The sequence below is a fragment of the Cronobacter sp. 153480017-3 genome, from assembly GCF_053627815.1.
Window position 1 is genome coordinate 42,339 of record NZ_JBSEYN010000012.1, and the last position, 12,750, is coordinate 55,088.

The window sequence follows — 12,750 nt, forward strand, 5'->3', positions numbered from 1 at the left end:
CTGAATCGTATTTAACAGCTAAAGATAATTTATATATCGCCGACATAACAAGGCAGAAAAAAGATTAACAATTGGATAACCTGCCTAAGGACGCCGTTATGTCTTCTCCGCCGTTCGTGACGCAGCGTGAAGTTACGCTTGCTAACGACACTACGCTTATGTCTACCACCGATCTGCAAAGCTATATCACCCATGCCAACGATGCTTTTATCGAGGTAAGCGGATATACCTCAGAGGAACTGACCGGCAGCCCGCACAATCTGGTGCGTCACCCCGATATGCCCAAAGCGGCTTTCGCCGATATGTGGTACACGCTGAAGCAGGGCGAGCCCTGGACCGGCATCGTTAAAAACCGCTGTAAAAACGGCGATCACTACTGGGTGCGCGCCAACGTGGCACCGATGGTGCGCGGCGGAAAAATAACCGGTTTTATGTCGATCCGTACGCGAGCCAGCGCGGAAGAGATTGCGGCGGTAGAGCCGCTTTATAAAGCGCTGCGTGAAGGGCGTAAACCGCGCCGTCTGTTCAAAGGGCTGGTGCTGCGCAACGCCTGGTGGGGCAAACTCCCGGCGGTTCCATTGCGCTGGCGTCTGCGCGGTGTGATGGCGGCGCTGTTTGTGGCCTGGATGGCAGTGATGGCCTGTACGGGCGCACCAATGCTGATTCCGGCGCTCGCGGCGGCAGTGATGTTGCTTCTCGGCGGCGCGGCGCTGGAGTGGCAGATTGTGCGCCCGGTTGAAAATGTGGCGCGCCAGGCGCTGCGCATCGCGACCGGCGAATCGCAAAGTATTACGCATATTAACCGCGTTGATGAGGTCGGCGTGACGCTGCGCGCGGTCGGCCAGCTGGGGCTGATGTGCCGCTGGCTGATGAATGATGTCTCAGGGCAGGTCAGCAGCGTGCGCAGCGGCAGCGAGACGCTGGCGCGCGGCAATGACGATCTTAACGAACGTACCCGCCAGACAGTGGTGAATGTGCAGCAAACCGTCACCACCATGAATCAAATGGCGGCGTCGGTGCAGAACAACTCCGCCACCGCGGCGGCGGCCGATAAACTCTCCAGCGAGGCGAGCGACGCGGCGCGTCTCGGCGGTCAGACGATGGAAACCGTGGTCAATACGATGGACGAAATCGCCGACAGCACGCAGCGTATCGGCTCCATCACGGCGCTGATTAACGATATCGCCTTTCAGACTAACATCCTGGCGCTTAACGCCGCTGTGGAAGCCGCGCGGGCGGGCGAGCAGGGCAAAGGTTTTGCCGTGGTGGCGGGCGAAGTGCGCCATCTGGCGAACCGCAGCGCGAACGCGGCCAACGATATCCGCAAGCTGATTGACGCCAGCGCCAGTAAAGTGGCGTCCGGTACGGTGCAGGTGCATGAAGCGGGGCGCACCATGCAGGATATCGTCAACCAGGTGGAAAACGTGACGCGTCTGCTGGGGCAGATAAGCCAGGCCACCACCGAGCAGGCCGACGGCCTTTCGGATCTCACCCGTGCGGTAGCCGAACTGGACGCCATCACTCGCAAGAACGCGGCGCTGGTGGAAGAGAGCGCGCAGGTTTCGTCGATGGTGAAACACCGCGCTGGACGCCTGCAGGATGCCGTCACGGTATTGCATTAATTTTGGTTAAAGGCGGCGCAATGCCGCCTTTTTCTTGCTGGATGACGCTGTAAAATTTGTCAATTTGTGCCCTTTTTACGGTGTGTTATATTGTTGGGTTAATGTTAAAAATAAATTAAATAAATGTATTTAATATAAACCCTTCATTTTAAATTGTTTTTCCCATCTTCCTGAACCCACACATAAAAACGTTTCCGCTTCGTTGTAATTAATTGCGCGATTAAGTGATCTGGCGCACATTTGGCCGATCAATCGTCGCTTATTAATAGTCAATGACTATTGTTTTAATGGTTTCTAACAGAGAAAAACGATCAAACTCATAAAGTTACAAAACGGCCGGACGATAACGACCTTTGTCGATCCCCGCAGGTTCGGCGGATCACGTTATCCATCGCTGCGATTTCCGTTTCGTCAGCGCAAAATAACCCGTTCAACGGAGTGAATATGTCCATCCGCGATATTAAAATCCGCACAAAGCTTATTTTCGCTTTTGCTTTTTTTATTGTTTTATTACTTATCAGCGCCGGTTTATCACTCGGTAGTCTGAGCCAGGCCAATAATAATATTCAGCAGGTTATCGCTGAGGATTATCCCACGACCGTAAAAGCCAATCAGCTTATTGAAAATTTCCAGAGCTTCGTCAGTACGCAGCAATTAATGCTGATGGACGAAAACCAGCGCTGGACGCAGCAGTCAGAAGCGCAGCTCAGCGCCATTAGCGGGCGTATTGGCGCGCTGCTGGCCGATCTCAATAAAACGCTGACCGATGACGCTTCGCGTCAGGCGCTGGCGCAGATAGCCGAGGTGCGTAAGCAGTACCTGGCGTCGCGGTTTCGCATTCTCGATGCGGTAAAACGCAACGATCGTAATGCGGCGCTGGAGGAGATGATGTCCACCACGGTGGCGCTCCAGAACGAGTACAAATCGCGGGTTCAGGCGCTGATTAAAATTCAGGATAATCATATGCGCGAGGCAGGCGTGACGGTGGCGAAGGATTTCAGCAGCAACCGTGCGCTGACAATTGGCCTGACGCTGTTGTGCGTGGTGCTGGGTTCTCTGATGGGTTGGCTTATCGTGCGTGCCATTACGCGCCCGCTCGATCAGGCGGTGCGCTTTGCCGGCGCGATTGCCGAGGGCGATCTCACCCGTTCGGTGGACGTGCAGTCGCGTGATGAAACCGGCGTGTTGCTGAATGCGCTGATGGATATGAAGCAGCGTTTGCAGGCAATCGTGCAGGAGGTGCAGTACAGCGCCGAAAGCATCTCCAGCGCGGCGTCGCAGATTGTCGCGGGTAACCAGGATCTGGCCGCGCGCACCGAAGAGCAGGCCAGTTCCGTTGAGCAGACCGCCGCCTCGATGGAGCAGATCACCTCGACCGTGAAAAACACCGCGGATAACACCAGCGAGGCGACGAAACTGTCATCCGAGGCTGCCGATGTGGTGAAACGCAACGGCGAAATGATGCAGCAGGTGACGGACAAAATGCGCGTCATTCGCGGCACGTCGGATCGTATGTCAGACATCATCAACCTGATCGACTCCATCGCGTTCCAGACCAACATCCTGGCGCTGAACGCTGCCGTGGAAGCGGCGCGCGCGGGCGAGCATGGCCGTGGTTTCGCGGTCGTGGCGGGCGAAGTGCGCCAGCTGGCGCAGAAGAGCGCGTCATCGGCAAGCGAGATCCGTGCGCTTATTGAGGACTCCACCGGCCAGACCCGTGAAGGCATGGAGCTGGTGGAAAAAGCGAGCGGCCTGCTGAATGGCATGGTGGCGAACGTCGGAGAAATGGACACGATCCTGCGGGAAATCGCGCAGGCGAGCCGTGAACAGACCGACGGCATTTCGCAGATCAACAGCGCCATTGGCATGATTGACACCACCACGCAGCAGAACTCCGCGCTGGTGGAGGAATCGGTCGCGGCGGCCTCGTCGCTCAATGACCAGGCGCATAATTTAAAAGAGATGATTAAAGTGTTCCGTCTCAGCGCCTGATAAACCGCGGCGGTGGCCTGCCACCGCCGTTATTGCTAATCGAGCTGAGAAATCTCCAGCGCCGCGCGATCGATAATTCCGATAATCTGTTTTAACGTCTCCGGGCTGATTTCCGCCTGATTCACTTTCAAATCCAGCACCGCTTTCATGTTATCAAGCGCCCGTTTCATCTGCGGATCTTTACGCAGCTTATGCCCGATGGCGCGCGCCCGCATCCGCGCCTGAATATGATCCAGCGCCTCGCGGTTTTCCCCAAGCCACGCGCGGCCCGCGTCGGTAATCGCGATTTTCTTCCGGCCATTTTCTTCGTCATGCAACACCACAAACCCCTGCGCCTCCAGCGCGTCGAGCGTTGGGTAGACCACGCCTGGGCTTGGCGCGTAGTGGCCTGCGGTCAGCGTTTCGATGGCTTTAATAAGTTCGTAACCGTGGCTCTCGCCGGCGCACAGGATATCCAGCATCACCAGGCGCAGTTCACCGTTACCGAAAAAGCGCGGGCGGCGATGGCCATCCGGCCCGTGTCGGCCCTCACGGCGGGGGGATGAAGCGTGGCGGTCGTCTGAGCGCATAAGAAGTCTCCGGTTAAACAGATATATCTTAACTATATCTTTTTTGCTTTTTAAAGTCGCTCTATAAATTTCATAAAAAATAATCGATTGTTTAATAACGAATAAATAAAGTAATTTTGCGCGATGTGCGGTTTTTGCTCAGGCTATCTAAAAAGTGCTTGCCATTTCTGTTGTTGGCAATCATTATCATTTACGACAATTTAGATATATCGAATTTACCGTTTACGTTGGCAGGTTGATGATGAATCAGATAACTCAATTCCCGCAGCGCGTGCGCAACGAACTGCGTTTTCGTGAAATTACCGTGCTTAAAAGCGAGCGCGTCAGCGGCTTTCAGCGCATCGTGTTTGGCGGCGACGCGCTGGCGGGCTTTACCTCGCGCGGCTTCGACGACCATATCAAAGTGTTTTTCCCGCAGGACGGCGCGCCGTTTGTGCCGCCTGAAGTGACCGATGAAGGCATCGTCTGGGCAGGCGACGTGCGCCCGCCGTCGCGTGACTACACGCCGCTGTTTGACGAGGCGAGCCAGCAGTTGACTATCGATTTTTACGTGCATGAGGCTGGCGTGGCGAGCGACTGGGCGGTGGCGGCTAAACCCGGCGACACGCTCTGCATCGGCGGGCCGCGCGGCTCGTTAGTGGTGCCGGAAGATTACGCCTGGCAGCTTTACGTGTGCGATGAATCCGGGATGCCCGCGCTGCGCCGCCGCCTGGAGGCGCTCCGCGCTCAGGCGAAACCGGTGCAGGTGGACGCTATCGTGACGGTGGCGGATGAAGCGCTGAAAGGGTATCTGGCGCACCTCGGCGAATTTAACATCCAGTGGGTCATCGGCCACGACGCGCAGGCGGTGGAAGCGAAACTGGCGGCGCTGACGGTGCCCGAGGACGATTACTACCTCTGGATAACCGGCGAAGGCAAAGTCGTTAAGCGCTTAAGCGAGCCGTTTGAAGGGCGTGTGGATCCCCAGCTGATGCGCGCCGCGGCGTACTGGCACAGCAAGTAATCATGGCGTGTGCGGGAAAGGGCGCTGGCGCTTTTTTCCGCAGAATAACCCTTCTTTTTTTGTTGCTTCCGGACGTATAATCGCCGCCCTTTGTCGATTCTTTTGCCTTTTTCCGGAAGCACTATGAGTTCCCTGAGCCTGATCCAGCCGGATCGCGATCTGTTCTCCTGGCCCCAGTACTGGGCCGCCTGTTTTGGGCCTGCGCCCTTTTTACCGATGTCGCGCGAGGAGATGGACCAGCTCGGCTGGGACAGCTGCGACATTATTCTCGTTACTGGCGACGCCTACGTCGATCACCCGAGCTTCGGCATGGCCATTTGTGGCCGCATGCTGGAGGCGCAGGGTTTTCGCGTCGGGATCATCGCGCAGCCGGACTGGACGACCAAAGACGACTTTATGCGGCTTGGCAGACCGAACCTGTTTTTCGGCGTCACCGCCGGGAATATGGATTCGATGATCAACCGCTACACGGCGGATCGCAAACTACGCCATGACGACGCTTACACGCCGGATAACGAAGCCGGGAAACGCCCGGATCGCGCAACCCTGGTCTATACCCAGCGCTGCAAAGAGGCCTGGCGCGACGTGCCGGTGGTTCTGGGCGGTATTGAGGCGAGCCTGCGCCGCACTGCGCATTACGATTACTGGTCTGATACCGTGCGCCGCTCGGTACTGGTGGATGCCAAAGCCGACATGCTGATTTTCGGCAACGGCGAGCGCCCGCTGGTGGAAGTGGCGCACCGTCTGGCGATGGGTGAGCCCATTACGTCGATCCGCGATGTACGTAACACCGCGATTATGGTGAAAGAGGCGCTGCCGGGCTGGGCGGGTGTGGATTCCACGCGTCTCGACACGCCGGGGCGCATCGATCCGATCCCGCATCCGTATGGCGACGATCTGCCGTGCGCCGATGGCAACACCCCGGAAAAACCGGCGACGAAAGCCGTTACCGTTCAGCCGCCGCGCCCGAAGCCGTGGGAGAAAACCTACGTGCTGCTGCCGTCGTATGAAAAAGTGAAGAGCGACAAAGTGCTGTATGCGCACGCCTCGCGCATTCTACATCACGAAACCAACCCCGGTTGCGCCCGCGCGCTGATGCAAAAGCATGGCGATCGTTATATCTGGATCAATCCGCCTGCGATCCCGCTCTCCACCGAAGAGATGGACAGCGTCTTTGCGCTGCCGTACCAGCGCGTGCCGCACCCGGCTTACGGCACCAAGCGCATTCCCGCTTATGAGATGATCCGCTTTTCGGTGAACATTATGCGCGGCTGCTTTGGCGGCTGTTCGTTCTGCTCAATTACCGAGCACGAAGGGCGCATTATCCAGAGCCGCTCGGAAGAGTCGATCATTAATGAGATAGAAGAGATCCGCGATTCAGTGCCCGGCTTTACCGGCATTATCTCCGATCTCGGCGGGCCGACGGCCAATATGTATATGCTGCGCTGCACGTCGCCGCGCGCCGAGCAGACCTGCCGCCGCCTGTCGTGCGTTTACCCGGAGATCTGCCCGCATATGGATACCGATCATACGCCGACGATCAATCTCTACCGGCGTGCGCGCGATCTCAAAGGCATCAGGAAGATCCTGATCGCCTCCGGGGTGCGCTACGATCTGGCGGTGGAAGATCCGCGTTATATCAAAGAGCTGGCGACGCACCACGTTGGCGGTTATCTGAAGATTGCCCCGGAGCATACCGAAGAGGGGCCGCTGTCAAAAATGATGAAGCCGGGCATGGGCAGCTATGACCGCTTTAAAGCACTGTTCGACACCTATTCAAAGCAGGCGGGCAAAGAGCAGTATTTGATCCCTTATTTTATCTCCGCGCATCCCGGCACGCGTGATGAAGACATGGTGAATCTGGCGCTGTGGCTCAAGCGCCACCGTTTCCGGCTCGATCAGGTGCAGAACTTCTATCCGTCGCCGCTCGCCAGTTCAACCACGATGTATTACACCGGCAAAAACCCGCTCGGGAAAATCGGCTACAAAAGTGAAGATGTGGTGGTGCCGAGAGGCGATCGCCAGCGCCGCCTGCATAAGGCGCTGCTGCGCTATCACGATCCGGCCAACTGGCCAGTTATTCGCGAGGCGCTGGAGGCGATGGGCAAAAAGCATCTGATTGGTTCGCGCCGCGATTGCTTAGTGCCTGCGCCGACGATTGAAGAGATGCGCGCGGCGAAGCGTCACTACCGCAACACGCAGCCCGCGCTGACCAAACACACGCCAGTGAACGTTTCGCGCCAGAGCCCACTGAAAGCGAAGAAAACGGCGCGCTGAGCCCATAAAAAAGCACCGCTCGCGGTGCTTTTTCTTTTACGTCAAACGCGATTAGCGACGTACGGCGATCGCTTCGATTTCGATTTTCACATCTTTCGGCAGACGCGCCACTTCCACGCAGGAGCGTGCCGGGAAGGTCGCGTTGTGTTCGGTGAAAAACGCTTCGTAAGTGGCGTTAACGGTCGCGAAATCGTTCAGATCTTTGACGAATACCGTGGTTTTCACGATATCACCGACTTTAAGGCCTGCGGCTTCGATAATCGCTTTCACGTTATCCAGCGACTGACGCGCCTGGGCGGCGATGTCGTCCGGCACGCTGCCGGATTTTGGGTCAACCGGGATCTGACCGGAGGTGATAACCATGTTGCCCAGATCGACGGCCTGAACGTAAGGGCCGATAGCGGCAGGGGCATTTTCCGTGGCGATAGTGCGGGACATAATTTCTCCTGAAGTTAACAGCGGTAAGGCTCCCGCTCATTATAGGGAGCCGTAAGGCCATTGCCAGCCACAATTAATCCGCCAGCACGACGTGACGGGCGAACTCTTTCTCGCAATATTTGCACTTGAGCTGCACCGCGTCGCCGCGCGTTTTCACGGCAAAGCTGGAGGAAACCGGCTCGATACGGCTGATGCAGTTACCGTTCGGGCAGACCAGCACGTTCTCGATGCGATCCGGCAGGCTTGGTTTGCTTTTGCCTACCACTTCATAATCGTCGATGCGGTTCACCGTTGCCTGCGGCGCATACAGCGCGAGCTGGTTCACCTGCTCGTCGGTCAGGAAGGTGTTTTCAATCTTGATCAAATCTTTGCGGCCCATTTCGCCGGAAGGCAGGTTCAGGCCGATGGTGATACGCTGATCCGTTTCGGTAAGCTTAAACAGGGAAAGCAGTTTGAAGCCGACCTGCGCCGGAATATGATCAATCACCGTACCGCGACGGATGGCTTCTACCTGAAGTTTATTATCATGGGTCATGGGCTTCTCCTTACAGCGCTAAATCGCGATTCAGTACCAGCGCCAGCAGCGCCTGACGGGCGAAAATGCCGTTGCCCGCCTGCTGGAAATACCAGGCGTGCGGCGTTTTATCCACATCGGTTGTGATCTCATCAATGCGCGGCAGCGGGTGCAGCACTTTCATATTCTCGCGCGCGCCCTGCAAATCGGCGGCGCGCAGCACAAACTGGGCCTTCACGTTGGCGTATTCCGACGGGTCGAGACGCTCTTTCTGTACGCGGGTCATATAGAGGATGTCCACCTCCTGCACCACGTCCTCGATGGCGCTGTGCAGGCTCCAAGGAATGCCTTTTTCATCGAGCATATCGAGGATGTATTGCGGCATCGCCAGCGCGTCCGGGGCGATAAAGCAGAAACGGTTGCCGTTGAATTTCGCCAGCGCCTGCGCCAGCGAATGCACCGTACGGCCATATTTCAGATCGCCGACCATCGCGATGGTGAGGTTCTCAAGACGTCCCTGGGTCTCCTGGATGGTAAAGAGATCGAGCAGCGTCTGGGTCGGGTGCTGGTTGGCGCCGTCGCCTGCGTTCAGCACCGGCACGCCGCCGGAAAACTCGGTCGCCAGACGCGCCGCGCCTTCCTGCGGGTGGCGCATCACGATGGCGTCCACATAGGTACTGATAACCGAAATGGTATCCGCCAGCGTTTCGCCTTTTTTGCCAAGCGAGGTGTTGCTGCTGTCGGAGAAGCCGACCACCGCCGCGCCGAGGCGGTGCATGGAGGTTTCAAACGACAGGCGGGTGCGGGTCGAGGCTTCAAAAAAGCAGCTGGCGATCACTTTGTGCTTCAGCAGCTCCGGCTGCGGGTTCGCTTTCAGCTTCGCCGCCGTCTCCAGCACCAGCTCTAACTCGGCGCGGCTGAGATCGTTGATGGAAATAATATGTTTTTGATAAAGCGGATTAGCCATTTTTGTCTCCTCTTCAGGCCGGCGGACAAACGCTGGACAAAAAAAAGCCCCTCATTGAGGGGCTTTTAACAGCAATTCTGGAACGGAAAGAGCAACGGCCTGGCCGTCAGCTTTCTGACGACGCGGTAAGACAAACTGTCGAACACACTGGACCATGCTTCCTCCGGCAAATTGTCCGGCATTATACGCATGTGCGGTTAGCTGACAAGCAGGAAATGCACACTTTAGCCGCGGGAATCGATTGCTGTGAATATTAATGCATTTGAAGTAAATAATTAATGCGCTTGTGTACCAGCGCGGTGCGCTTCACATCGCGCGGCGCTATCCAGACGATACTGCTGCCCGCCACCACGCCTAAGATCTCCGGCAGGGCGTGATAATCCAGCACTTTCGCCACCGCGCGGCCATATCCCGCCACCGTATGGACAAGGATAAATTCGCTGTTATGTTCAACGCTCACCACCATTTCCGAGATAGAGCGCGCGGCGTCTGGCGCGGGCTGCAACAGCGGATTTAGAGAATAAATTTTTTGTCCTTTGGCGTTGCGGATTTTAATCACGCCCAGCAGTTTCAGCAGGCGTGAGACGGAGGACTGGCTGATATTGTCAAACCCCTGGCGCTGCATATCGCGCCGGATCTCCTCCTGAGAGCAGTAGGTTTTATTACTGATAAGCCGCTGGCACACCGCCATTTGCTCCTGCTCTTTCCCGGAATAATCACCGTAATCCTTCATGGACCGTCACTCCTGCGTTGATGAAAGTTGAAGAAAAACGATATTGTTTTCCCGGCCCGCGTCCAGGGAAACCACAATCACCTGGCGAGGCGCGGGCTTTTCCAGAAATGGGAGGCGTTTCATGCGGCGCGATGCCCCTGATTGACAGCGCCGCAACGCCATGTATGGCTAAAACAGCGCGCCGAGGCTGAGCGCTGCCATGTTCAGCACCGTCAGAATCAGTATTAGCGGTGCGACCCATTTCAGATAACGAACGTAAGGCACGCGGGCGATAGCGAGCCCGCCCATTACCACCGCCGAGGTGGGCGTAATAAGATTCACGATGCCGGAGGCGGACTGATAGGCGGTGACGACCAGGTCGCGGCCCACGTGGGCGAAATCGGCGAGCGGCGCTATAATCGGCATGGTCAGTACGGCAAGGCCGGAGGACGACGGCACCAGAAACGAGAGCACCACTTCAATCCAGTACGTCACGTTAATAAACACCGTGGTGGAGAGGCCAGAGACCAGGTTTTCCGCGCTGTGCAAAATGGTGTGGGTGATCATGCCGTTGTCCATCACCACCACGATGCCGCGCGCGATACCGATGATCAGCGCCACGCCGAGCAGATCCCGCGCGCCGTCGATGAACGTACTGGTGAAGGCCTCTTCGCTCATGCGCGCCACCACGCCGGTGATAATGGCGGCGGCGAGAAAAACGCCGGAAATCTCGCCCATCCACCAGCCGCGCACCGCCACGCCGTAAATCATTACCGCAAACGAGGCGGCGAAGATAACCAGAATGATTTTGCGCGTGGCGGTGAAGGGGAGCATCTCGCCGGAGCGGCTGCCGAGAAAGTGCGCGCGGTTGGCTTCCCACTGGTCCGCCACTACGGAGAGTGACGGGTCGCGACGCACGCGGCGGGCGTAACGCATTACCCACAGCACGCAGATAACCCAGCCAATCACCAGCAGCGCCACGCGCAGCCAGATACCGCTGGTGAATGGAATGCCTGCGGCGTTGGCGGCAATCACCGTCGCAAAGGGGTTAATGGTGGAGCCGAGCGTGCCGATGCCCGCGCCAAGCAGCACCGTGGCGGCGGCGACCAGCGGGTCGAAGCGCGCGGCCATCATCACCGGCACCAGCAGCGTATAAAACGGCAGCGACTCTTCCGCCATGCCGTAGATGGTGCCGCCTGCGGCGAACAGCGCCATCAGTATCGGGATCATCCACTCTTCTTTGCCGTGTAGCCGCTCGGTGACGCGCTCAATCCCGGCATCAATCGCGCCGGTTTTATTCACCACGCCCAGAAAGCCGCCGATGATCAGCACAAACAGCGCCACGTCGATGGCCCCTGCGGTGTAGGTCACATGGTTGTAAAGGCCATCCACCGGGGCCAGCAGAATGGCGGTAATGCCCTGCGGATGCGCCTCGACGGGCGCGTACGTGCCTGCGACCGGCACCTCTTTGCCGAGCGTGTCGTTCATCGCCATCTGGTATTTCCCGGCGGGCACGACCCAGGTGAGCGCGGCGACCAGCGCGATCAGCACAAATAAAATGGTGTAAGCGGAAGGAAATTTGAACCTGTGCATGAGGGTATCTCCGAAGCGGCGGGCGCACCGGCGGCGCGCCCGCAAAGGTTATTCGCCAAGCGTCGCCACCATCACGGCTTTGATGGTGTGCATACGGTTCTCCGCCTCATCAAACACAATGGAGCAGGGGGATTCGAACACGTCATCGGTCACTTCCAGCCCCTTCAGGCCGTAAGCGGCTTCGATCTCGCGCCCGACGGTGGTGTGCTCGTTATGAAACGCGGGCAGGCAGTGCATGAATTTGACGTTCGGGTTGCCGGTCGCTTTCACCACCGCCTGATTGACCTGATAGGGTTTCATCAGCGCGACGCGCTCGGCCCAGGCCTCTTTCGGCTCGCCCATCGACACCCAGACGTCGGTGTAGAGGAAATCCACGCCGTCCACGCCTTCATCCACATGCTCGGTGAGGATGATGCGCGCGCCGGTTTCCGCCGCGATGGCGCGGCACTGCTCGACTAACGCCTCTTCCGGCCAGAAGGCTTTCGGGGCCACCAGGCGGATCTCCATGCCCATTTTCGCGGCGCCCACCATCAGCGAGTTGCCCATGTTGTTGCGCGCGTCGCCAAGGTAGGCAAAGCGGATCTGCGGGAGCGTTTTGCCTGGCGAGTGCTCCAGCATGGTCATCAGGTCAGCCAGGATTTGCGTCGGGTGAAACTCATTGGTGAGGCCATTCCACACCGGCACGCCCGCGAATTCGCCAAGTTCCTCGACGATCGCCTGGCCGTAGCCGCGATATTCGATGCCGTCATACATGCGCCCCAGTACGCGGGCGGTGTCTTTCATCGACTCCTTATGGCCAATCTGCGAGCCGCTCGGCCCGAGATAGGTCACCTGCGCGCCCTGATCGAACGCGCCGACTTCAAACGCGCAGCGGGTACGGGTGGAGGTTTTTTCAAAAATCAGCGCGATGTTTTTGCCCACCAGCGTTTTCTTCTCGCGCCCGGCTTTTTTATCGGCTTTCAGTTGCATGGCGAGATCGATGAGGTACTGGATCTCCGCCGGGGTGTAGTCGAGCAGTTTCAGGAAGTTGCGGTTTTTCAGGTTGATAGTCATGGTGAAATCC

At 57.8% G+C, this 12,750-nt stretch carries 11 protein-coding genes; 4 read left to right on the forward strand and 7 right to left on the reverse strand.

Features of this window, described 5'->3' with window-relative positions; translation table 11 throughout:
* The first annotated feature begins 98 nt into the window (after positions 1-98).
* Together ACUW6V_RS19380 and ACUW6V_RS19385 are read left to right on the forward strand one after the other, a co-directional pair.
* Complete coding sequence (locus tag ACUW6V_RS19380; RefSeq protein ID WP_004385797.1) at positions 99-1,622, forward strand: methyl-accepting chemotaxis protein; 1,524 nt, start codon at positions 99-101, stop codon at positions 1,620-1,622.
* A 444-nt stretch (positions 1,623-2,066) separates the two neighbouring features.
* Positions 2,067-3,614, forward strand: coding sequence for a methyl-accepting chemotaxis protein (locus ACUW6V_RS19385; protein WP_004385795.1), 1,548 nt, complete (start codon positions 2,067-2,069; stop codon positions 3,612-3,614).
* A 35-nt stretch (positions 3,615-3,649) separates the two neighbouring features.
* Here ACUW6V_RS19385 and ACUW6V_RS19390 read toward each other — a convergent pair whose 3' ends face one another.
* Positions 3,650-4,183: a PadR family transcriptional regulator gene (locus ACUW6V_RS19390; RefSeq protein WP_007780593.1), complete on the reverse strand. Its 534-nt coding sequence runs from the start codon at positions 4,181-4,183 to the stop codon at positions 3,650-3,652.
* A gap of 238 nt (positions 4,184-4,421) precedes the next feature.
* Between ACUW6V_RS19390 and ACUW6V_RS19395 the strand changes: the two genes are divergently transcribed.
* Positions 4,422-5,186, forward strand: coding sequence for a siderophore-interacting protein (locus tag ACUW6V_RS19395; RefSeq protein WP_104658458.1), 765 nt, complete (start codon positions 4,422-4,424; stop codon positions 5,184-5,186).
* Between the two features lie 123 nt (positions 5,187-5,309).
* Positions 5,310-7,463, forward strand: coding sequence for a YgiQ family radical SAM protein (locus tag ACUW6V_RS19400; RefSeq protein WP_454038786.1), 2,154 nt, complete (start codon positions 5,310-5,312; stop codon positions 7,461-7,463).
* 51 nt (positions 7,464-7,514) lie between these two features.
* Here the strand turns inward: ACUW6V_RS19400 and ridA are convergent, their stop codons facing one another.
* The 6 genes from ridA to argF form a co-directional block, all read right to left on the reverse strand.
* Positions 7,515-7,901, reverse strand: a complete 387-nt coding sequence (gene ridA, locus ACUW6V_RS19405; protein WP_004388683.1) for a 2-iminobutanoate/2-iminopropanoate deaminase — start codon at positions 7,899-7,901, stop codon at positions 7,515-7,517.
* A gap of 73 nt (positions 7,902-7,974) precedes the next feature.
* Positions 7,975-8,436 carry an aspartate carbamoyltransferase regulatory subunit gene (gene pyrI, locus ACUW6V_RS19410; protein ID WP_007891315.1) on the reverse strand — a complete coding sequence of 154 codons (462 nt, stop codon included), beginning with the start codon at positions 8,434-8,436 and terminating at the stop codon, positions 7,975-7,977.
* A gap of 10 nt (positions 8,437-8,446) precedes the next feature.
* Positions 8,447-9,382, reverse strand: coding sequence for an aspartate carbamoyltransferase (gene pyrB / locus ACUW6V_RS19415; RefSeq protein WP_004388681.1), 936 nt, complete (start codon positions 9,380-9,382; stop codon positions 8,447-8,449).
* 253 nt (positions 9,383-9,635) lie between these two features.
* Positions 9,636-10,115, reverse strand: a complete 480-nt coding sequence (locus ACUW6V_RS19420) for an arginine repressor (RefSeq protein WP_007780604.1) — start codon at positions 10,113-10,115, stop codon at positions 9,636-9,638.
* 168 nt (positions 10,116-10,283) lie between these two features.
* On the reverse strand, positions 10,284-11,687 hold the full coding sequence (locus ACUW6V_RS19425; protein WP_454038787.1) for a YfcC family protein: 1,404 nt from the start codon (positions 11,685-11,687) through the stop codon (positions 10,284-10,286).
* A gap of 48 nt (positions 11,688-11,735) precedes the next feature.
* Positions 11,736-12,740, reverse strand: a complete 1,005-nt coding sequence (argF, locus tag ACUW6V_RS19430) for an ornithine carbamoyltransferase (protein WP_054624545.1) — start codon at positions 12,738-12,740, stop codon at positions 11,736-11,738.
* Between the last annotated feature and the right edge of the window lie 10 nt (positions 12,741-12,750).

Excerpts from the sequence above, each read along its gene's own strand:
- ACUW6V_RS19395 (WP_104658458.1), top strand. The coding sequence starts at position 4,422 with ATGATGAATCAGATAACTCAATTCCCGCAGCGCGTGCGCAACGAACTG.
- ACUW6V_RS19420 (WP_007780604.1), bottom strand. The coding sequence starts at position 10,115 with ATGAAGGATTACGGTGATTATTCCGGGAAAGAGCAGGAGCAAATGGCG.
- ACUW6V_RS19390 (WP_007780593.1), bottom strand. The coding sequence starts at position 4,183 with ATGCGCTCAGACGACCGCCACGCTTCATCCCCCCGCCGTGAGGGCCGA.
- ACUW6V_RS19425 (WP_454038787.1), bottom strand. The coding sequence starts at position 11,687 with ATGCACAGGTTCAAATTTCCTTCCGCTTACACCATTTTATTTGTGCTG.
- ACUW6V_RS19380 (WP_004385797.1), top strand. The coding sequence starts at position 99 with ATGTCTTCTCCGCCGTTCGTGACGCAGCGTGAAGTTACGCTTGCTAAC.
- pyrB (WP_004388681.1), bottom strand. The coding sequence starts at position 9,382 with ATGGCTAATCCGCTTTATCAAAAACATATTATTTCCATCAACGATCTC.
- pyrI (WP_007891315.1), bottom strand. The coding sequence starts at position 8,436 with ATGACCCATGATAATAAACTTCAGGTAGAAGCCATCCGTCGCGGTACG.
- argF (WP_054624545.1), bottom strand. The coding sequence starts at position 12,740 with ATGACTATCAACCTGAAAAACCGCAACTTCCTGAAACTGCTCGACTAC.
- ACUW6V_RS19400 (WP_454038786.1), top strand. The coding sequence starts at position 5,310 with ATGAGTTCCCTGAGCCTGATCCAGCCGGATCGCGATCTGTTCTCCTGG.
- ACUW6V_RS19385 (WP_004385795.1), top strand. The coding sequence starts at position 2,067 with ATGTCCATCCGCGATATTAAAATCCGCACAAAGCTTATTTTCGCTTTT.
- ridA (WP_004388683.1), bottom strand. The coding sequence starts at position 7,901 with ATGTCCCGCACTATCGCCACGGAAAATGCCCCTGCCGCTATCGGCCCT.